This window comes from Pelosinus fermentans JBW45 (assembly GCF_000271665.2).
GTDB classification, from domain to species: Bacteria; Bacillota; Negativicutes; order DSM-13327; family DSM-13327; genus Pelosinus; species Pelosinus baikalensis.
In genome coordinates, this window is the sequence record NZ_CP010978.1 from 903,591 (window position 1) to 924,793 (window position 21,203).

17 protein-coding genes are annotated in these 21,203 nt (G+C 42.0%); 16 read left to right on the top strand and 1 reads right to left on the bottom strand.

Annotated elements, in window-relative coordinates:
• The first annotated feature begins 115 nt into the window (after nucleotides 1-115).
• Entirely contained in the window at nucleotides 116-646 is a 531-nt protein-coding gene (gene hpf / locus JBW_RS03785; RefSeq protein ID WP_007959213.1) for a ribosome hibernation-promoting factor, HPF/YfiA family, read from the top strand.
• Nucleotides 647-737: 91 nt separating this feature from the next.
• Here hpf and JBW_RS03790 read toward each other — a convergent pair whose 3' ends face one another.
• Nucleotides 738-956 (bottom strand): hypothetical protein, encoded by a 219-nt coding sequence (locus JBW_RS03790; protein ID WP_007930260.1) that lies wholly within the window; start codon nucleotides 954-956, stop codon nucleotides 738-740.
• Nucleotides 957-1,342: 386 nt separating this feature from the next.
• On the opposite strand from JBW_RS03790, the gene secA reads away from it, so the two are divergent.
• The 15 genes from secA to uvrB all read left to right on the top strand — a co-directional run bounded on the left by secA (nucleotide 1,343) and on the right by uvrB (nucleotide 21,085).
• Nucleotides 1,343-3,862, top strand: coding sequence for a preprotein translocase subunit SecA (gene secA, locus JBW_RS03795; protein WP_007959214.1), 2,520 nt, complete (start codon nucleotides 1,343-1,345; stop codon nucleotides 3,860-3,862).
• A gap of 124 nt (nucleotides 3,863-3,986) precedes the next feature.
• A protein-coding gene (gene prfB / locus JBW_RS03800; protein ID WP_338061445.1) for a peptide chain release factor 2 occupies nucleotides 3,987-5,088 on the top strand; the annotation gives its coding sequence in 2 pieces (ribosomal slippage) (nucleotides 3,987-4,058 and nucleotides 4,060-5,088; 1,101 coding nt in all).
• Nucleotides 5,089-5,340: 252 nt separating this feature from the next.
• Nucleotides 5,341-6,030, top strand: a complete 690-nt coding sequence (locus tag JBW_RS03805; protein WP_007959219.1) for an LmeA family phospholipid-binding protein — start codon at nucleotides 5,341-5,343, stop codon at nucleotides 6,028-6,030.
• A gap of 394 nt (nucleotides 6,031-6,424) precedes the next feature.
• A complete protein-coding gene (locus JBW_RS03810; RefSeq protein ID WP_007959221.1) occupies nucleotides 6,425-8,476 on the top strand; it encodes a DUF5693 family protein in 2,052 nt (683 codons plus the stop codon).
• Nucleotides 8,469-9,602 (top strand): polysaccharide pyruvyl transferase CsaB, encoded by a 1,134-nt coding sequence (gene csaB, locus JBW_RS03815; RefSeq protein WP_007959224.1) that lies wholly within the window; start codon nucleotides 8,469-8,471, stop codon nucleotides 9,600-9,602. The genes JBW_RS03810 and csaB overlap by 8 nt, the downstream gene beginning before the upstream one ends.
• Entirely contained in the window at nucleotides 9,580-10,425 is an 846-nt protein-coding gene (locus JBW_RS03820; protein WP_007959225.1) for a YitT family protein, read from the top strand. The genes csaB and JBW_RS03820 overlap by 23 nt, the downstream gene beginning before the upstream one ends.
• Nucleotides 10,426-10,451: 26 nt before the next feature.
• Nucleotides 10,452-11,297, top strand: a complete 846-nt coding sequence (locus JBW_RS03825) for a transketolase (protein WP_007959227.1) — start codon at nucleotides 10,452-10,454, stop codon at nucleotides 11,295-11,297.
• Nucleotides 11,298-11,351: 54 nt separating this feature from the next.
• Complete coding sequence (locus JBW_RS03830) at nucleotides 11,352-12,287, top strand: transketolase family protein (protein ID WP_007959229.1); 936 nt, start codon at nucleotides 11,352-11,354, stop codon at nucleotides 12,285-12,287.
• A gap of 103 nt (nucleotides 12,288-12,390) precedes the next feature.
• The gene (locus tag JBW_RS03835; protein ID WP_007959231.1) at nucleotides 12,391-13,140 is read left to right on the top strand and encodes a site-2 protease family protein; all 750 of its coding nucleotides are present in this window, start codon (nucleotides 12,391-12,393) and stop codon (nucleotides 13,138-13,140) included.
• 306 nt (nucleotides 13,141-13,446) lie between these two features.
• Nucleotides 13,447-14,133 (top strand): cell division ATP-binding protein FtsE, encoded by a 687-nt coding sequence (gene ftsE, locus JBW_RS03840; RefSeq protein WP_007959233.1) that lies wholly within the window; start codon nucleotides 13,447-13,449, stop codon nucleotides 14,131-14,133.
• Nucleotides 14,123-15,010: a permease-like cell division protein FtsX gene (gene ftsX, locus JBW_RS03845; protein ID WP_007959234.1), complete on the top strand. Its 888-nt coding sequence runs from the start codon at nucleotides 14,123-14,125 to the stop codon at nucleotides 15,008-15,010. Before ftsE ends, ftsX begins: the two co-directional genes overlap by 11 nt.
• Nucleotides 15,011-15,030: 20 nt before the next feature.
• Nucleotides 15,031-16,158, top strand: a complete 1,128-nt coding sequence (locus JBW_RS03850) for a murein hydrolase activator EnvC family protein (protein ID WP_007959236.1) — start codon at nucleotides 15,031-15,033, stop codon at nucleotides 16,156-16,158.
• Between the two features lie 156 nt (nucleotides 16,159-16,314).
• Nucleotides 16,315-17,457 carry a S41 family peptidase gene (locus JBW_RS03855; RefSeq protein WP_007959238.1) on the top strand — a complete coding sequence of 381 codons (1,143 nt, stop codon included), beginning with the start codon at nucleotides 16,315-16,317 and terminating at the stop codon, nucleotides 17,455-17,457.
• Nucleotides 17,458-17,617: 160 nt separating this feature from the next.
• The gene (locus tag JBW_RS03860; protein ID WP_007959240.1) at nucleotides 17,618-18,874 is read left to right on the top strand and encodes a PDZ domain-containing protein; all 1,257 of its coding nucleotides are present in this window, start codon (nucleotides 17,618-17,620) and stop codon (nucleotides 18,872-18,874) included.
• 135 nt (nucleotides 18,875-19,009) lie between these two features.
• Nucleotides 19,010-21,085, top strand: coding sequence for an excinuclease ABC subunit UvrB (gene uvrB / locus JBW_RS03865; protein ID WP_007959242.1), 2,076 nt, complete (start codon nucleotides 19,010-19,012; stop codon nucleotides 21,083-21,085).
• The last annotated feature ends 118 nt before the right edge of the window (nucleotides 21,086-21,203 follow it).

The following is a 21,203-nucleotide window of genomic DNA, read 5'->3' on the forward strand; positions in this document are numbered from 1 at the left end:
AGCATTCTCTTATTACTAGCATATATAATTATCGAAATAGTTAAAATTTATAAAGGACTTTAGTATCTCTATGGAGAATCATACTTAGTAAGACACTGAAAGGAGATGGGCGATTATGGCAATCATCGTACGAGGCAAAAATATTGAGATTACACCAGCATTAAAGGAGTATGTAGTAAAACGTGCTAGTAAGATTACGAAATACTTCGATACTCTAGGAGAGATTACAGCTATTTTGGCTGTAGAAAAAGGTCGCCATATTATTGAATTGACTGTGCCGGTTAATGGTATGATTCTCAGAGGCGAGGAAGCCACTGCTGATATGTATACTTCCATTGATCTAGTTGTAGACAAAATTGAAAAACAAATTGAAAAATATAAAACTAAAATTTCTCGCCGCATGAAAGTTGGTGCCTTTAAAGGGGAATTAGTTGCTGCTACTGCCGCTCCAGAGGTAGAAGAACTCCATGTTGTGAAGACCAAGCGATTTGCTGTTAAACCGATGGATATTGAAGAGGCTATCTTGCAAATGAATCTTGTGAATCATGATTTTTATGTATTTAGCAATTCAGAAACAGAAGAGGTCAATGTAGTATATCGCCGTAAAGATGGAAGATATGGTTTGATTGAACCTGATTTTAACTAAATAGACAAAAAAGCCGTCCTCCATGAACGATCGCGTTTCATGGGGGACGGCTTTTTGCACGTAGATGAAAGTACTGACAATTCCGAGAGGCTTATTTTTGATTGGATAAAAGTTCTAGACGGCGATTGGATACAAGCTGGCTCAGGCTTGTGGTATCAAGGTCTCTGGCCTTATGTGCAAATTCTTCTCGGGTAAAAATTTTTTTCTCAATGAGTAAATCAATTAACACTGTGATTGCCAAGGTATTCTTATAATCTGTATCTTTTAAATCCGCAATTTGTCCAATGAGATGAATCGAGTTTAGCTGCAAGCTAATTCCTCCTTAAAATAAAAAATGAGTCTATATTCTCAGGTATTCCCATTTTATGAATACTTTATACCTATAATATATTTTTGTGAGAGAGCTGGAAAGAATGATTGAACCGCAGAGACGCAGAGAGCGCTGAGGGGTATTTTCTTATTCTATTAATTATCTTTTCTCTGTGTTCTCTGCGCCTCTGTGGTTCGATTGCTTTGTTTTTAAAGGACGTGCATTTGCTCTGTGTCATATACGTTTATTGCTTACTGTGAGGTCAAGTAATCTTTATTTACTTTGACTTATGCATTATCTTTTGATAAAATTTAGAATTAGGCATATACTGTAAACTAAGAGAAGTTTTTTCATGGATGTGCTAACTTTTAAGGAGTTGATACCAGTTGTTTAAGTTTCTAAAAAATCTCTTTGGCGATGATAATGAAAAAGAAATAAAACGTATGATGGAATATGTAGAAGAAGTGAATACATTTGAGCCTGCCATGCATAAATTAAGCGATATTTCACTGGCTGCTAAGACCGGTGAGTTTAGACGTCGCTTAGAAAACGGCGAGACATTGGATGATATTTTGCCAGAGGCCTTTGCTGTTGTGCGGGAAGCCTCTCGCCGTGTATTGGGTATGAGGCATTTTGATGTTCAGCTGCTAGGCGGTATTACGCTGCATGAAGGTAATATTGCTGAGATGCGTACAGGGGAAGGTAAAACACTCGTAGGTACTCTAGCTACATATCTGAACGCTCTGACTGGTAAAGGTGTCCACGTTGTTACCGTTAATGACTATTTAGCAAAACGTGATAGTGAGTGGATGGGCAAAGTATATCGCTTTTTAGGTTTAACAGTGGGACTCATCGTACATGGCCTGGATTTCGTTGATCGTAAACAAGCGTATCATGCGGATATTACTTATGGTACGAATAATGAATTTGGTTTTGACTATCTGCGGGATAATATGGTTATTTATGCAGAGCAAATGGTACAGCGTCCATTAAATTACGCTATTGTGGATGAAGTGGATAGTATTCTAATTGATGAAGCACGTACACCTCTCATTATTTCCGGACCAGGGGAAAAATCAACCGAGTTATATCATGTCTTAGCAAGAATTACCCCGAAACTAAAAGAAGGTGAAGATTATACGGTCGATGAAAAGACCCGTACCGTAGCACCAACGGAAAGTGGTATCGCCAAAGCAGAAAAACTGCTTGGAATTACCAATTTGTATGACCATGCCAATATCGAGATGTCTCACCATTTTAATCAGGCCCTGAAAGCTAAGGGATTAATGAAACGGGATCGGGATTATGTGGTAAAAGACGGAGAAGTCGTCATTGTAGATGAATTTACGGGTCGCTTAATGTTCGGTCGCCGCTACTCTGATGGTCTGCATCAGTCCATTGAGGCAAAAGAAGGAGTAAAGGTAGAACGGGAAAGCCAAACCTTAGCGTCCATTACCTTCCAAAATTATTTCCGTATGTATAACAAATTGTCTGGTATGACAGGTACTGCCAAAACGGAAGAGGCAGAGTTCCGGAAAATTTATAAACTGGACGTTATTACGATTCCGACTAATAAAGAAGTAAGCCGTACGGATCTGCCGGATGTAATTTATAAAACTACCGGGGCAAAATATAGAGCCGTAGTCAATTCCATTGTAGAACGTCATGCAAAAGGACAGCCGGTACTCGTAGGTACGACTTCCATTGTGCAGTCAGAACATTTGAGCGATATGCTAAAAAAGAAAGACGTGCCTCATAATGTACTAAATGCCAAGTATCATGAAATGGAAGCCCAAATTATAGCCCAAGCCGGACAGCCGGGAGCCGTGACCATTGCTACGAATATGGCAGGTCGTGGTACGGATATCGTGTTAGGTGAAGGTGTGGCTGATATGGGCGGACTTCATATTATTGGTACAGAACGGCATGAAAGCCGTCGTATCGATAATCAGTTGCGTGGTCGTGCCGGTCGTCAAGGGGATCCTGGATCTTCTCACTTCTTCTTATCCTTGGAAGATGATTTAATGCGTTTATTTGGCTCTGATAATATTGCGACAATCATGGATAAATTGGGCATGGAAGAAGATGAGCCCATTGAACATAGCTTAATTACACGCTCCATTGAACAGGCTCAGAAGAAAGTCGAAGGCCGTAATTTTGACATGCGTAAACATGTATTAGAATATGATGATGTAATGAACCAGCAGCGGGAAGTCATCTATGGACAGCGTCGCCAGATTCTGACAGGCGAAGATATGAAAGAAAACATTTTCCATATGATTGAGAAACTTATCAATCGCGGTATGGAACTGTTTGCTGACGAAAAATTATATCCAGAAGATTGGAATACCCAAGGTTTGGTTGAATACTGTGAAGATATTTTTGCCCCAGAGGGTCAGTTAAAGGCAGAGGAACTTGGCAATTTAAGTCGTACAGAGCTGCAGGAAGAATTGCTCAAGGTAGCAACGGATTCCTATAATGCTCGTGAAGCCTTATTTGGTTCTGATAATATGCGGGAGATGGAAAAGGTTGTTATGCTGAAAGTGGTTGATTCCAAATGGATGGAACATTTGGATGCCATGGATATGCTAAGAGAAGGCATTAGTCTTCGGTCCTACGGTCAGCGTGATCCATTGATTGAATATAAGATTGAAGCCTATGACATGTTCCAGCAGCTTATTGATATCATCCAGGAAGATATTGTGAAATATATCTATCGGGTCAACATTGTTGCTCCTCCTGAAGATCGCTTGCAGCAGGCACATGCAACTCATGGAGAAGAAGAAGAGGCGAAAGAACAAAAAGCGCAGCAGCCAATCGTCAATGCAGAACAAATTGGCCGTAATGACTTATGCCCATGTGGTTCAGGTCAGAAATACAAAAAATGCTGCGGAGCTGCAAAGTAAGAGATTTGAACCACAAAGGCACAAAGGACACAAAGGTTTAAATAATTTTTTGTGTTGCGCGTAAGCGCAATTGTGCCTTTGTGGTTAATGATTTTTAAAACTTAATTAATTGGAGTTGATACAGTTGTTGTTAGAAGATTTGCGAGTACAGATTGCTGCTTTTGAACAGAAATTAGTTGAAGTGAGGGCTTCTCTTTGACGTTGCTGGCAAAGAAGAGCGTATTTCCTTACTAGAAGATACAATGGGGGGACCAGGCTTTTGGGATGATCCTGATAAAGCGCAAAAAGTAGCCCAGGAGCTAAATGTCTTGAAAGATGGTGTGGCTCAATTTGAGCAGCTATCCACAGCCTATGAGGATTTAAGTCTGTTATGGCAAATGGGCATGGAAGAAAAGGATGAAAGCATCTATCCGGAAGTCTTGGAAGCCGTTGATAAGATGACTAAGGATATTGAACGATTGGAAGTTGCTTTAATGCTGTCAGGGGAGCATGATGGCAGCAATGCCATACTAACACTCCATGCTGGCGCTGGCGGTACGGAGGCTCAGGATTGGGCTCAAATGCTGCTGCGCATGTATGTGCGCTGGGCAGAGAAGAACGGTTATAAAGTAGAGACCATGGATTTTCTGGCGGGTGATGAAGCTGGAGTGAAAAGTGCTACGATTTTAGTTTCTGGTTTAAATGCTTATGGCTATTTAAAATCAGAAAAAGGGGTACATCGTCTAGTACGTATTTCTCCATTTGATGCCAGCGGTCGTCGTCACACTTCCTTTGCTGCTGTAGATGTTATGCCTGAAATTGATGATAATGTAGACATTGATATTAATATGGCTGATGTTCGTGTAGACACCTATCGTGCCAGCGGGGCGGGCGGTCAGCATATCAACAAAACGGATTCCGCCGTACGCATGACACATGTTCCAACCGGTGTTGTAGTGCAGTGTCAGACGCAGCGTTCCCAGATCAAGAACCGTGAACAATGTATGAAAATGCTGCGGGCTAAATTATATGAATTAGAACGCCAAAAACAGGAAAATATAAAAAATGAGCTTGGCGGCGATTATCAGGCCATTGAGTGGGGCAGCCAGATTCGTTCTTATGTATTTCATCCTTATAATATGGTAAAAGATCATCGCACCAATGCGGAAACCGGTAATGTCCATGCTGCCATGGATGGAGACCTTGGTCTTTTCATCGAGGCATATTTAAAACAAGGAAAGAAGTAAATTGGATGACGATTTAACCGCAGAGAGCGCAGAGAACACTGAGGAGACATGTGAAAGTATGTCATTGCGAACGGTAGTGAAGCAATCTCTCAACTGTATTAGTATTGTCATATTTTAAAGAGTTTTTTTAACATTTTCTCTGTGTTCTCTGCGTCTCTGCGGTTAACACACCCCGCCTTACGGCACCCCTCTCAAGAGGGGAATTAGAATGTGTAGTGTTCTTTTGAACTCAAAAATAAGGAGGCGTATCCTGTGACAAAAGGCTTGCGTCTTGTGATAGTGATATTGTTGTTAGCAGTTGCCAGTGAGGTACTGCTGCCAATGATATTATCGGATATAGTAGCCAAAGGTATGAGGGGCTTGGTAGGTAGTGAGCAAGTGACGGCTACGTTGACCAAACGCCCAGCTCTTCTCATGTTGGGCGGTAAATTTGATAATATTACCGTCAATGCCCAGCAGGCAAAAGCAGATAAACTGGTATTTGATGATATGAGTATTGCATTAAAAGATGCGCAGTTAGATATGGGAGCGCTCATTACTCGCCGTTTGGTTGCCTTTCAGTCCGTTGGTGATGTAGAGATTCGGGGCACAGTGACTCAAGATGAACTGGCGCGGTATTTAAACCAAACCGTTAAAGGGGTAAAAAATGCCGTAGTGGATATTCAATCTGACAAAATAAAGGCCAGCAGCAGCTTTGCCCTTGGAGGCTTTGCCAATGTGGCTGTAAGTTTAGAGGGAAAGATTGTGGGTGACGGACAAAAGATCAAATTTGTTACGGACCGATTCTTACTGAATAATCGAATGACTGGTAATTTAGGAGGCGCTCTTTTAACAGAGATCCCTTTAGTCGATTTGAATAAGTTGCCCTTCCATGTAAATGTCCGTGACATTGTAATGGAAAACGGGAAAGTGATTTTATATCTAGATAATCGTTCACACTAGTACAGCGTCAACTCTAAAACAGCCCGACAATATCACGCCGATTAGGGTTGATGCTGCACGAGCCCTTATCAGGGCAATTTTTTTTGTAATAGTAAATTACATACAATGCATAGTAACGAAGAATGATTGAACCGCAGAGACGCAGAGTGCGCTGAGTTTTATTATTTACCCTATCTATCTTTTTTCTGTGTTCTCTGCGCCTCTGCGGTTCGATTATGTTTTAGAAGGTATTAGTATTTTTATGACGCGCAGTTTTTTTATAAAAATTATCCTTAAAAAGCAGGATATTGGAGTGTTCTGCCAGAATATGATGAAGTTGCATAAAGTATTGTAACTAGGGGTTACAATAGTGTTTATATGACCGTATTTGATAGATAAGGTGGGATAGATTGTTTTGAGAGATTTTAAATATAATAAGATATTATTATTATGCATCGTCATCGGTCTAGCGGCAGCTTTAACCATTGTCTGGCAGCGCCATAAAATAGAAGAAAGCAGCACGACCATTGAGATGGTTATGGAGTATGAAGATGTTGTGGAACTGGCTCAGCTTGAAGGGGTTCCTACCGAACATGTGATGCGGCGCATGAAAGAGGCTGGAATTACTTCTCTGGCAGTGTATGAGACTACGCTGGAGAAACTAAATAAAAGCGGCAAGGTAGCTGTTTTGTCGGGTGCCCAATTGCTGCAGCAGTATTATACAGGTATGCTAGGTGATGCAGTTTGGCGTAACTTAGTTGAAACAGGCCGTATTCAAGCAGAAGATGTCTATGTTGTTGGACGTGATCCTGGGGTTTTCGCTGAGGTAAAAGAAGATCTGGTCGAAAGGTTGAGCCCCGAGAGGGTGGCAGTCCTTGACAGTCAGCGCCAGATTTTAGCTGTGAAAGCAAATTATGAAAAAGTAGTAAAATGGAATCTTGGCTTGCCGACCGATGAGATGCGGTATGTGTCTGGTCAAGGATTTTATGTAGTAGCAAGGCCAAGCAATTATACTAAAGTGGAAAAAGAGAACGTAGAAGGTGTATTTGCCCGCTTATCAGGTATTGAAAATGTTTCTGCGCTGATATTTGTTGGTGATGAGGCCTTGGGTTATCCTGATCTTCTGTCGTTAACTTTGGAGAAGGTCAAAAGCAAACAATTGACATTAGGCTTAATTGAACATCCTCTGCAATTACAGTTTTTTAAACAAGAGGGACTTGTTCCCATGGCTATAGCCAATGATTACAAGGCAGCTCGTGTGTATGTGATTCCTAAAGATGAACAGCCTAAATTAAAATCAGCCGAAGCAGTTCAACGCTGGATTGTAACGGATCAAGAACGCAATATACGCATTAATTTGCTTCGGAAATATGATAAAGCCGAACCGGGTAAAACTCTTTTAGAAACCAATTTGGAGTATGTAGCCAATGTGAGAGATGGTTTAATTGCCAGTGGTTTTACCATTGGTAAGGCAGGCATTTTCCATCCCTATTTCCCTCAAGTCTTCTTATTAGTGGCAATTACCATTGGAGCAGTGGCTGCGGGAGTATTATTTTTAACCTTAGTGCGTCCTTTTCCTGCCCGCTATCAATATGCACTATTGCTGCTGATCTCTCTGGTCTTTGCATTTCCTTTGCTAAAGGGCAGCGGCAACGCAGTGCGCCAGGCAGTGGCCTTATGCAGTGCTGTTGTTTTTCCTGTTTTAGCTATGACGTGGCAGCTTGACCGTTGGAGAAAGATGTCGATAGAAGGGCGAGGAAGCCTTGCGGGGATTATAAAAGATGGAATAGGCGGATTAATCATCACCGTTATGCTGTCCATGATTGGCGGTATGTATGTGGCAGCTGTACTGGGGGATGTACGTTTCTTTCTGGAAATGGAAATTTTCCGTGGTGTAAAGGTAACCTTTGTGGCTCCGTTGCTCCTCATTACTATCATTTATTTAGCTCGGTATAATTTATTTGAAAATGAAGAAGAGGATGAAAAAGACATTTGGCAGCAGGTTATAAAATTGCTGAATTATCCTTTGTATATTAAAACCTTATTTGTATTTGCCCTGGCAGCAATTGGTGCTTGGGTCTTCATTGGCAGATCTGGTCATACAGCAGGTGTGCCTGTACCGGATATAGAACTAAAAATGCGGGCTTTTCTAGAAAGGGCTATGTATGCCAGACCGCGTGGCAAAGAATTTATGATTGGGCATCCTGCTTTTTTCTTAGCAGTTATGGCACTGTATCGTCAATGGCCTCGTGTGGTACACTATGCAATGATCGTAGTTGCTACCATTGCTCAGGGGTCCCTAGTTGAAACCTTTGCTCATTTGCGGACACCAGTGCTCATGTCTTTTGTTCGCGGCATAGATGGCATGGTAGCGGGGATTGGTGTAGGTATAGTAGCAGTACTTGCAGTTCAAGTACTTTGTTACTTGTCTGTTGTCCTAGGAAGGAGATCTGTTAAGAATGAGTGAGATTGTTATTTCAGGATACTATGGTTTTGGCAATGCCGGTGATGAAGCCATGCTGGCAGCCATGATCGAGGTATTGACTGAACTTGCATCCGATATAAAAATTACAGTGATCTCCGGTAATCCAGAGGATACTTGCAGACGTCACGGAGTTGCGGCTGTATATCGTTTAAACTTCCCAGAGATTATCAAGGTTTTATCCCGAAGCCAGCTGCTAATCAGCGGCGGTGGCAGTTTGCTCCAGGATGTCACCAGTGAACGCAGCTTATATTATTACTTGAGCATTATGATATTAGCGAAAAAACTGGGTACTCCGGTTATGCTCTATGCTCAGGGAATTGGTCCAGTGCGCGGTACATTGGCTAGAAGTGCTATGCGCTATATTGGTAATATGGTGGATTTGATTACTGTCAGAGATGAAGGTTCTCTTGCAGAGTTAAAGCGTCTGAACGTAATAAAGCCCCCAATCCATGTTACTGCCGATCCTGTACTGGCGATGCATCAGGTAGATAAGCAAATTGGCCGCAGGATTTTGCGGAATGCCGGAGTGGAAGGCAATGTACCTCTCATTGGTATATCGGTGCGGGAATGGAAGGATTGGAAGCATTATAAAGACGTTCTAGTGGAAGCGGCCAATCAATTGGCAGAAGAATTTGGGGCAAGAATTGTATTCTTGCCCATGCAATGGCCGGAGGATTGTGCTGTATCAAAAAGAATGGCCATTCGTACGAAATCCAAGGCCATTGTACTCACCGAAGAGTATACCACCAGTGAATTATTGTCCTTAGTGGGAAACTTGGATATGCTGATTGGCATTCGTCTCCATGCTTTAATCTTTGCCGCAGTGATGCATGTGCCAATGGTAGGGATTTCCTATGATCCTAAAATTGATCGTTTTTTAGAGTCTTTGGGAGAATGTCATGCTGGAGATTTGCAAAATTTAGATGCCCAAAGTTTGGTAGAAAAAGTGCGCCAGCTATGGCCGACAAGTAAAGCGGCAAAACAATCCAAAGTTGAGCAGAGTACATATCTTAGGGATAAAGCATTTCAAAATGCAGAATTAGCGTTGGAACTCATTTCTCAAAAAAAGTGGGGGAAGGCAAATCATGAAAAAAATAATATGGCGTGATTATCTGGGAATTGCAGTAGGAGCTGCTATTACAGCGGTTAGCCTAAATATGTTTTTAATACCGAATAAAGTGGCAGCAGGTGGTGTCAGCGGTCTAGCCACGGTGCTGCATCATTTATTGAATTGGCCAGTAGGGATTATTATGCTGGCATTTAATATTCCTTTATTTATCATTGGTCTTAAGGTCATGGGGGCGCGTTATGGCATTAATACCTTATTTGGTGCTGCGATGCTTTCTATCGCGATTGATGTGATGGCTCCTTACACACCTGTGCTGACAGGTGATTTGCTGCTTAATTCCTTATATGGCGGTGTCATAGGCGGCATTGGTATGGGAATTGTCTTTCGATATAAAGGCAATACTGCAGGGACAGCTTTAGCGGCTGTTATTTTGAATAAATTACTGAAGATTCGTGTTGGGCAAGCTATGATGGCTGCTGATTTTTTTGTAATTGTCTTTGCCGGTTTGGCCTTTAAAAGCGCTGAACTTTCATTATATGCGTTGATTTCGATCTTTGTGACAGGACAGATTGTTGATTTGGTACAAGAAGGCCCTAGTACATCAAAGGCCTTTTTTGTTATGAGCAGTCAGCCAAAACAGGTAGCAGATGCTATTATTAAGGAAATGGATCGAGGCGTAACTGTGCTCCAAGCCAAGGGCGGCTATACGGGAGATCCTCGAGAGATGCTATTGTGTGTGGTAAGTACCAGTGAAGTGACACAGTTAAAAGAAGTGATTTATCATATTGATTCGAAGGCTTTTGTGATTGTGACCACTGCTCATGAGGTATTAGGTGAAGGTTTTACGGAAGTAAAAATATAAAGCTTGATTTTAAGGAGGTCATAGATATGGCTGAAAAACTGACGCAAGAACAAGTATCCCAATTAGAAAAATATGCACAGTCCATTCGCTATAGTATTGTGCAAATGGTTACGGAGGCTCAATCGGGTCATCCAGGTGGTTCCTTATCAGCGGCAGATATTCTCACAACATTATATTTTGCTGAGATGAATGTAAATCCTAACGATCCTCAGGCAGCGGCCAGAGATCGTTTTGTTTTGTCCAAAGGTCATGCAGCTCCTGTTTTGTATGCTACATTGGCAGAGAAAGGCTTTTTTCCAAAGGAAGAATTACTAACGCTGCGTAGGATTGACAGTCGCTTGCAAGGACATCCCAGCATGAAAAATCTGCCAGGTATTGATATGTCTACCGGTTCTTTAGGACAGGGTTTGAGCGCTGCTGCAGGATTGGCACTAGCTGCTCGTCTTGATAATAATGCAAGCCGCGTATACACAGTGCTGGGGGATGGCGAGCTGGAGGAAGGTATGGTATGGGAAGCTGCTATGTTTGCCGCCCATTACAAATTAGATAATTTGACTGCTTTTGTAGATTTTAATGGACTGCAAATTGACGGTCCCATTTCCGAAGTATTATCACCATTACCAATCCCTGAGAAATGGGCTGCTTTCAACTGGCATGTGATTAAAATTGATGGACATGACATACAGGCGATTTATGATGCCATTCAAACTGCTAAAACAATAAAAGGCAAACCAACGATGATTGTTGCCCAAACGATAAAAGGTAAAGGCGTATGCCAAATGGAAAACATCGCTGATTGGCATGGCAAGGCTCCTAGCCGTGAACAATGTGAATTGTTCCTGTCCCAATTAAATGAATTAGAAACACAATAAAAAATAGGCAGATTCAGATAGACGTTTTGAACTTGCCGTTGAGAGGTGTAGAGAATGGGTTTAGCAACTCGTGAAGCATATGGAGAAATATTAAAAGAGCTTGGGGAAAAGTATGAAAATATTGTTGTGCTAGATGCGGATTTATCCAAATCTACCAAGACAGCTGTATTTGCAAAAGCATTTCCTCAGCGTTTTTTTAACGTAGGAATTGCAGAACAAAACCTAATGGGCGTAGGAGCGGGTTTGGCTGCCGGCGGAAAGATACCTTTTGTATCTACTTTTGCTATGTTTGCTGCTGGTCGGGCTTTTGAACAAATCCGGAATTCGATTTGTTATCCAAAACTGAATGTTAAGATTGCCGCTACTCATGCTGGTTTAACAGTTGGTGAGGATGGAGCTTCCCATCAAGCCATTGAGGATATTTCTCTCATGCGCAGTATTCCTAATATGACAGTGATTGTACCGGCAGATGCTGAAGAAACTCGTAAAGCGATTACTTTTGCAGCAGAATATGATGGTCCTGTTTATATTCGTCTAGGACGTATGGCAGTTCCCGATTTATTTACTGCTGATTATACATTCGAGCATGGCAAGGCTGTACAGCTGGCAGATGGTAAAGATGTTACTATTATTGCGACTGGTATTATGGTTGGCGCCGCAAAAGAAGCTGCTAAGCAATTACAAGATGCAGGTATCAGCGCCAGAGTGGTGAATATCCATACCATTAAACCAATTGACAAGGAAGCAATCATAAAGGCCGCTGCTGACACAGGCGCCATTGTCACTTGTGAGGAACACAGCATCATTGGCGGTTTAGGCAGTGCTGTTGCGGAAGTATTGGTAGAAAACAGTCCTGTTCCCATGGAACGTGTAGGTGTATGTGATACCTTTGGTGAGTCCGGCATACCTAGCGCTCTTTTAAAGAAATACCACTTAACTGCAGAAGATATTGCTGCAGCTGCTAAAAAAGTAATTAGCCGCAAGAAATAAATACCAATACCAATAAAACGCCCCTCGCATGCATACACATGTAGAGGGGCGTTTTATTTTCTAGGGTGTTATGAACCTTTTTTATGTGTATGGAGGGGAAAGGATGAAGGCATGGCGGGTTGTCAGTTTAGGCAGGCGGGTGCTGAGTAAATTAGCCCTTTGTATGATGGGCTTTATTGCCATGCTGAAGATGGGGTCTACAGTAGCGATGGCGGTATCGATGATTATTTCCATTCTGGTATATGCGATGGCTTTTGGCCTAAAATTCGCTGTTGGGTTTGTAATCCTATTGCTTCTGCATGAATGGGGGCATTTAGTGGCATCTAAGGTTGTTGGCTTGCCTGTTTCACGTCCTATTTTTGTACCTTTTCTTGGTGCTGTTATACGTATCAAGAAACTGCCGATAAATGCCAAGATGGAAGCCAATGTAGCCATCGGCGGACCCGCCATGGGGACTTTGAGTGCATTGCTCTGTCTGGTACTTTACTTATGGACGGACAGTTTATTGATGCTGGTGCTTTCATATACAGCTTGTCTTTTAAATTTATTTAATCTGATTCCTTGCGATCCTCTGGATGGAGGACGCATTGCTGTTGCTGTAACCCACCGTCTTTGGTGGCTAGGAAGCCTAATTATTGGCATACTATTCTTGCAGACATATAGTTTTTTTTTATTTATATTCTTTTTGTTTTCATTATACAGAACCTGGAAGAATGTCGATATTAAGGAGAATTTCTCCTATTATCAGCTCACCATGAAGCAGCGTTTAGCAGTGGGCTGGTGGTACTTTGGCTTGGTTATCGTCCTAGGGGTCACTACGTTATATATTGGGTCAATCTTTCACGGCCAGTAGAAAGATTGATCCAATATCATGGAAATGTAGGGGATTGCTTCGCTGATGCTCGCAAATGACAAACAGAGCAAATAGAACGATTTTAACCGCAGAGAACACAGAGAACAAGATAGATAGGGTTAAAAATCCCCCTCAGCGTCCTCTGCGTCTCTGCGGTTATTTGAGCAGCCTAATTTCTACAAAATACTACTCTGTAAAAGTTGGATGATGAAAATTAATAGCAAAAAAAAGGGATTTAGCTATTAACGTCAAAGATTTAATACTAGAATTGAAATTTTTCTGGTAGTGAGGGAGAGTGACGAAAGTTTGATTCATTTAGATGGTGTTTCTAAAATTTATGGCAATGGTTGTGTCGCCCTCTCTGATATTACGCTTGACATTCCAAAAGGTGATTTTGTATTTGTGGTAGGTCCTAGTGGTGCAGGTAAGTCCACTTTTATAAAGTTGATTTTTCGGGAGGAACTTCCGACAAAAGGTAAATTAATTGTCAATGGTCGTAATGTTGGTGAGTTAGAGCCTTCAGAGATACCATATCTGAGGCGTAATTTAGGTATCGTGTTTCAGGATTATAGATTGCTGCCAAATAAAACCGTATATGAGAATGTGGCTTTTGCCATGCAGGTAATCGAGTCATCCCGCCGTGATATTCAAAAGCGGGTATCTCATGTATTGGACTTGGTGGGTTTACGTCATAAAGCTAAAAATTTTCCAGGTGAGTTGTCTGGTGGTGAGCAGCAGCGTATTGCCATTGCTCGGGCGATTGTCAATAATCCAGTGGTGGTCATTGCCGATGAACCCACGGGTAATCTTGATCCGGAAACGTCTTGGGACATTATGAGGATCTTTGAACGCATTAATCGAGATGGGACAACCATTGTCATGGCTACTCATGATAAAAGCGTAGTGGATGCTATGAAAAAACGAGTTATTGCCATCGAAAAAAGCCGTATTGCTCGGGATCAGGTGAAAGGGGTATACGGCTATGAAGATTAGAACCATGGAGTATTTTATTAAAGAAGCTCTTTCTTCTCTGAAACGCAACGGGTTAATGAGCTTTGCATCGGTGACTACAGTAGCCTTATCCCTGCTCATCTTGGGAATGTTTCTGGTCATGGTACTCAACTTAAATAATATGGCTTCTACGTTAGAATCACAGGTACAAATTTCTGTATATTTGCAAGATGGCTTAACAGATCATGAAATGCGTGAGGTGGGGACCCGCATTACCAAGATTCCCGGTGTTGTGCAAGTGAATTTTGTAGGAAAAGAAGAAGCCATGAATCGATTTAAAGAGCGTCTAGGTGAGCAGCAAGGCCTACTGAATGCATTAGGAGAAGCAAACCCTTTACCGAATGCTTTTGAAGTAAAGGTGGACAAGACAGAACGTGTAAAAGCCGCTGCTCAGGCTATGATGCAGTTTAAAGGGGTAGAAAACGCTAAATTTGGTCAGGAAGTAGTCGAGCAGTTATTTGCTTTAACAAAAATGGTGCGCATTTTTGGTTTGGTTATCATTGTATTCTTGGCGTTGGCCGCTCTATTTATTATTTCGAACACCATTCGAATTACGGTATTTGCCCGGCGTAAGGAGATTGGCATTATGAAATATGTAGGGGCTACCAATTGGTTTATTCGCTGGCCTTTCTTATTGGAAGGTATGATGTTAGGGTTTGGTGGAGCATTAGTTGCAGTCTTATTCTTAAACGAAACCTATGGGATTCTGATCCATCAGGTATACGAAACCTTGGCTTTTCTACCGCTAATTCCCCAATACCCATTTATTACGAATATTAGTGTAGTGCTATTAGTGACAGGAACAGTAATTGGTGCTTTAGGCAGTACGATATCACTACGTCGCTATATGAGAGTATAGAGGGTAGCAGGAGGGATTGGATGTTTAAAATTAGGCAGTATTTAGCCATGAGCTTAGCAGTTGTGATAATGTGCGTGGCGATTGGACCTGCATTAGCCAATGAGTTGGCAGAGCAGCAGCAGCAGGTTCAGCAGCAGATGCAGATTCAGCAGGAAAAAGCTGCTGAGGCCAAACAGAAGGTCAATAGTGTTTCTGATCAATTACATAAAGTACAGATCCAGTTAGAGAATGCCCAGGGAGATTATAATGCAATTCAGGCAAAGCGAAGTGCAACAGAAGAACTGATTGCTGTAAATACGACTGTTTTAGCGAAAGCCGAAAAAAATCTATCTGAGCGCAGTTTGATATTGAATAAACGGATTCGCGATATTTATCAAAATGGTCAGCTAAGTTATTTGGATGTCTTGTTTGGCGCCAATGACTTTAGCGATTTTACCACTCGTATGGATCTTTTGAAACGGATCATGGATAAAGATATTGAATTGATTATAAAAGTGAAAGCTGAACGAGAATTGGTCTTGCAAAAGAGAGCTGAATTAGAAAGTGATAAGGCTGCTATTTTACAGTTAGAAAAAGCAGCCATTGAAAAGAAAAAAATCATTGAGTCCAGTAAGAAAGAAAGAGAAGCTGTTTTGGCATCGGCTGTTAATGAACGGGATACAGCAGAACAGTCCTATCAGGAACTTTTAGAAACTTCCCGTAACATTGAGCAGATGATCCGGCGCAGTCAAAATGGAAAACAAGGACCTAGCGGCGGTACAGGGGCTATGATGTGGCCTACGGATGTTACGGAAATTACTTCACCATATGGCTGGCGTACTCACCCGATTTTTGGCACATCCCGTTATCACAGTGGTATTGATATCGGAGCTGATTATGGGGATTCTGTACGGGCTGCTGACAGTGGAGTGGTTATTTATGCAGATTGGATGGGTGGTTACGGTAAAGCCGTGATCATCGAACATGGAAATGGTATTTCTACGTTATATGGACATAATTCGGAATTGCTCGTAGTAGAAGGGCAAAGAGTGCGTAAAGGAGAAGTGATATCCCGTGTGGGTTCAACAGGTTATTCCACCGGGCCTCATTTGCATTTTGAAGTCCGTGAAAATGGTTCACCTACTAGTCCGATGGATTATTTGCCGTAAATGTAAACAGCATCACGATAAGGGTACCCGCGGTGGGTGCCCTTATGGAATATTTCATGGATTTTCTACATATATTTAATTATGTGTGTTTTTCATAGAGAAGAAAGTAGCGAAATTTGGTAATTCAAATTTCTAATTTGGAATTGGGGTGTATAGATGAGTCGTCGTAAGATTATAGTATCAGCCATTTTATTAATCGTCTTTACCTTTACGGTAACAGCTGGCGGATTTTTATATCTGTTAAAGGGAAATTCTGCTGATGTTGTAAGTACCTTAAAGTTTTTTAGGGCCTTGCAGGTTGTGAAAGCCCGCTATGTAGAGCAAGTGGATACAGAGACCTTGGTAGCTGGGGCTGTCAAGGGAATGGTCAGCTCTTTAGGAGATCCCCATTCCATTTATATGGATGCCAAGATGTATAAGGACTTTATGGTAGAAACAGAAGGTTCTTTTGGCGGCGTGGGTATGGTTTTGGGAGTAAAAGAGAAGACCTTGACGGTTGTTTCGCCGATTGAAGGTACGCCCAGTGATAAAGCTGGAATCAAAAGCGGAGATCAAATTCTTCAAATTGATGGCAAAGATACGAAAGATATGGCCTTAGATGAAGCCGTCAATAAAATTCGCGGTCCTGAAGGGACTACTGTCAGTTTAGCCGTTCGTCATGAAAGTGAACCTACAAAAGAGATTACTTTGACTCGGTCTAACATCCAAATTAAAACCGTAGCAGGTAAAATGCTTCCCGATAAGATTGGATATATCCGAATATCCATGTTTAATGACAATACAGGCAATGATTTTGCTCAAAAGTATAAAGAGCTGGAAGCAGAAGGTATGAAAAGCATTATTCTCGATCTTCGGGATAATCCAGGCGGCTTATTAGAGGAAAGTGTTAAGGTTGCCAGTAAATTTGTGCCCAAAGGGCCAGTTGTTTCCGTTGTTACCCGGGATGGGCATCGTGAGACTCATTCTTCTACCTTAGAGGCGATTAAATATCCTGTAGCTGTGTTAGTTAACGGTGGCAGCGCCAGTGCCTCAGAGATTGTGTCTGGAGCAATCCAGGATACAGCATCTGGAACATTAATTGGCACGAAGACTTATGGTAAAGGGTCAGTGCAAACCGTGCTTCGCTTAGATAGCGGCGCCATTAAGTTGACCATTGCCAAATATCTGACACCAAATGATCGCTCCATAAATGGCATTGGTATTGAGCCGGATATAAAAGTGGAAATGGATAAGGATGCAAAGTCAGATGTACAATTAGACAAAGCCATTGATTTTGTAAAAGAAAAGATGGGAAAATAAAGGGTTCGCGGCTGGCTTTTGCTTAGCCGCTTTTTTCTAATAGATAAAAATGAGATAAGGATTGAACCGCAGAGGGCGCAGCCCCTCAGCGTTCTCTGCGCCTCTGCGGTTTAATCGTCTGCAATCTTTTACTATTACTTTTTAGATTAGAGGTGAAATTATGTTCCCATGGCAGGAATTAATACGGCTTTCTGTGGGTGGTGTGGTAGCTGCTTTCTTTGAACCTATATTTTGGATGATCATTGCCTTAGTTGGTTTTCAATATTGGAAATTGCAAAAAAGCCAGCAGCGAATGTTTGGTGTATGCGGCTTTTCCTTGACTCAGCAGATTGCCTTAGCCATTTGTCTGGGGAGTATCGGCGGCATCGTGGGAACATTTCTGCTGACGCTGGTAGGCATCAATGTAGATCAATTGGGCCTTGCGTATATTTGGCCGGTAGCAATACTGCTGATGATGGTCAATATGCGATTTCTATGTTTTGCTTATGCTGGAGGCGTGGTGGCTTTATCTAAAGTATTGTTTGGCTGGCCGAACGTTGACGTTTCCCAGGTATTAGTTTTGGTCGCAGTTCTTCATATCACAGAAAGTATCTTAATCGCGATTAGTGGAATTTATGGCAGTATGCCGATTATTTTACAGCGTAAAAATGGACAATTAGTCGGGGCCTTTAATTTGCAAAACTTTTGGCCTCTTCCTCTTTTGTTAATGTCAGCAGTTGCAGTACCAGAGTTAAAAGTACCTGAGAGTGTCTTAGACATGCCGGATTGGTGGCCATTGCTGCCAGTCCAAGGGGGACTGATGGAAGGACATATTTGGATGTATACGATGGTATCAGTAGTGGCTGCTTTAGGATATACAGACATTGCAGTAGCCAGTTCACCGCAAATGCGCCGCCGTAAATCCGCTTTGCATTTGGGCCTTTATAGTATTGTACTGCTTACACTCGCTCTGCTGTCGGTTCATTATAAATGGCTGCAGTCAGTAGCGGCGATGGTATCCTTCTTAGGTCATGAGATGCTGATTCAGATCGACAGCCGCCAGGAGTTAGAGGCTCCTCCCCGTTATGTACCTCCTACTAAAGGTCTTATGGTATTAGATACTGTAGTGGATACTCCTGCCCAAAAGGCAGGGATAAAATCAGGCGATATTCTGCTAAGACTGCATAATCTGACCATTGATACTAAGGAGCAATTAGCAGAAGCCATATATCTTGCTCCCCCCGTATTTATAATAGAAATTTTGCGTGACGACCGCAGGATCGAAAGAAAAGTGAAATTTTCTCAAAACCATAAAATGTTAGGTGTAATATTAGTGCCGGAAGGCAATGAATTATATTATGTTCAATTAGCAGAAGACAAATTTTGGCTATGGGAAAAAGCAAAAGAGATATGGGGAAAAAATAACAAAAAAATGTAATATTTATTATTAAAGAATTATTATATAATAGATTTACATTCAATAGGTTCCATAGAAGTTTGACCGAACGTATGTACTGTGATAAAATTACAGTACATACGTTCTAATGAATATTTGTAAAGACTGGTGATGTTTATGGCAACGGTTCCTAAACTGAATACGGTATACCATGAAGGCGGAATTCCTTTTAAGGTGGAAGCTCCTTTCGTACCAATGGGGGATCAGCCGACTGCAATTCATAAGCTGAAAGATGGTATTGTAGCAGGGCAAAAGGCGCAGGTTCTACTGGGAGCGACGGGGACAGGCAAGACCTTTACCATTGCAAAATTGATTGAAGAAGTGCAGAAGCCAACCTTGGTAATCGCTCATAACAAGACATTGGCAGCTCAGCTTGCCAGTGAGTTCAAAGAATTTTTTCCTCATAATGCTGTAGAATATTTTGTAAGCTATTATGATTATTATCAGCCAGAGGCGTATATTGCTCATACGGATACCTATATTGAAAAAGATTCTTCTATCAATGATGAAATTGATAAATTGCGTCACTCCGCGACCAGTTCTTTATTCGAGCGCCGTGATGTGATTATTGTAGCCAGTGTATCTTGTATTTATGGACTAGGATCTCCTGATGAGTATCATGGTCTCGTGTTATCTCTTCGCCAAGGTCAAACCAAAGACCGAGATGAAATCTTGCGAAAATTAGTAGCGATTCAGTATGAACGCAATGATATTAATTTTGTTCGCGGGAAATTCAGAGTGCGAGGAGATGTAGTTGAAATCTTTCCCGCCGCCTATGGAGAAAGAGCTATACGAGTGGAATTATTTGGTGATGAAATTGAACGAATTTTAGAGATTGACACGCTTACAGGAGAAATCTTGGCAGAGCGCAAACATATTGCTATATATCCTGCGTCTCACTATGTAACGTCACGAGAAAATATGCTGCGATCCGTAGCGGATATTGAGGCAGAACTGGAAGTACAGCTGGCGGCATTCAAGGCAAATGGGAAATTGGTAGAAGCCCAGCGATTGGAGCAGCGTACCAAGTATGACCTGGAAATGATGCAGGAAATGGGATATTGTTCGGGAATCGAAAATTATTCCAGACATTTGACGGGACGGAATCCAGGGGATTCTCCTTATACCTTAATTGATTATTTTCCTGAAGATTTTTTAATCGTAATTGACGAATCTCATGTGATGCTGCCTCAGCTTCGTGCCATGTATGCAGGAGATCGGGCTCGTAAAGCATCCTTAATAGAAAATGGCTTTCGTCTGCCATCAGCTTTTGATAATAGGCCCCTGACCTTTTTAGAGTTTACAGAGCGTATTAATCAGATTGTCTATGTATCTGCTACTCCTAGTGCTTACGAGCTGGGCGAAGCCAGCCAAGTTGCGCAGCAGGTGATTCGTCCTACAGGTCTCATCGACCCTGAAGTGGAAGTACGTCCCATTAAGGGACAAATGGACGACTTGCTTGGTGAAATTAAATTACGGGCTGCTGCAAATGAGAGAGTGCTGATTACGACCCTAACGAAAAAAATGGCAGAAAATCTTACAGAATTTCTAAAAGAAATGGGGATTCGCGTACGGTATCTGCATTCCGATATTGTGACCATTGAACGGGGCGAGATTATTCGTGACTTAAGAGCGGGTGTGTTTGATGTACTCATCGGCATCAATCTTTTGCGAGAAGGATTAGATTTGCCGGAGGTTACATTAGTCGCCATTTTGGATGCGGATAAAGAGGGATTTTTGCGGTCTGATACTTCCTTGATTCAGACCATCGGCAGAGCAGCTCGTAATGTAAATGGGCGGGTTATTATGTATGCGGATGTGATTACCAAATCCATGGCACGAGCCATGGAAGAAACGGATCGCCGCCGTGATATCCAGATGGCGTATAACGAGGAATACGGCATTACTCCCACCACTATTCAAAAGCGGGTTAAAGAGCTGATTGAAACGACAAAAGTGGCTGAAAGCCCCGAATTGTATCGAACTGACCGCTTAGGTAATATGAGCCAGAGTGAAATGTTAGACCTGATCGGCAATCTAGAAAAGGAAATGCGTCTCGCCTCCAAACAACTGGAATTTGAACGCGCCGCCGAACTCAGAGATATGATCGTAGAACTAAAAGGTCGGGTGGGAAAAGCAAAATCGACAGGAAAAGAGAAGTCAGCGGGTAAAAAGACTGCAAGAAAAAAATAACCTAACCACAGAGGCGCAGAGAACACAGAGAAAAGATAGACAGGGGTTAAAAATTCCCCTCAGCGTCCTCTGCGTCTCTGCGGTTAAATCGTTCTATTTGCTCCGTTTGTCATTGCGA

What these genes read in the sequence shown, in the direction of transcription:
- hpf (WP_007959213.1), top strand. Translation starts at nt 116, where the DNA reads ATGGCAATCATCGTACGAGGCAAAAATATTGAGATTACACCAGCATTA.
- csaB (WP_007959224.1), top strand. Translation starts at nt 8,469, where the DNA reads ATGAGTGAGATTGTTATTTCAGGATACTATGGTTTTGGCAATGCCGGT.
- JBW_RS03820 (WP_007959225.1), top strand. Translation starts at nt 9,580, where the DNA reads ATGAAAAAAATAATATGGCGTGATTATCTGGGAATTGCAGTAGGAGCT.
- JBW_RS03825 (WP_007959227.1), top strand. Translation starts at nt 10,452, where the DNA reads ATGGCTGAAAAACTGACGCAAGAACAAGTATCCCAATTAGAAAAATAT.
- JBW_RS03830 (WP_007959229.1), top strand. Translation starts at nt 11,352, where the DNA reads ATGGGTTTAGCAACTCGTGAAGCATATGGAGAAATATTAAAAGAGCTT.
- JBW_RS03835 (WP_007959231.1), top strand. Translation starts at nt 12,391, where the DNA reads ATGAAGGCATGGCGGGTTGTCAGTTTAGGCAGGCGGGTGCTGAGTAAA.
- ftsX (WP_007959234.1), top strand. Translation starts at nt 14,123, where the DNA reads ATGAAGATTAGAACCATGGAGTATTTTATTAAAGAAGCTCTTTCTTCT.
- JBW_RS03850 (WP_007959236.1), top strand. Translation starts at nt 15,031, where the DNA reads ATGTTTAAAATTAGGCAGTATTTAGCCATGAGCTTAGCAGTTGTGATA.
- JBW_RS03855 (WP_007959238.1), top strand. Translation starts at nt 16,315, where the DNA reads ATGAGTCGTCGTAAGATTATAGTATCAGCCATTTTATTAATCGTCTTT.
- JBW_RS03860 (WP_007959240.1), top strand. Translation starts at nt 17,618, where the DNA reads ATGTTCCCATGGCAGGAATTAATACGGCTTTCTGTGGGTGGTGTGGTA.
- uvrB (WP_007959242.1), top strand. Translation starts at nt 19,010, where the DNA reads ATGGCAACGGTTCCTAAACTGAATACGGTATACCATGAAGGCGGAATT.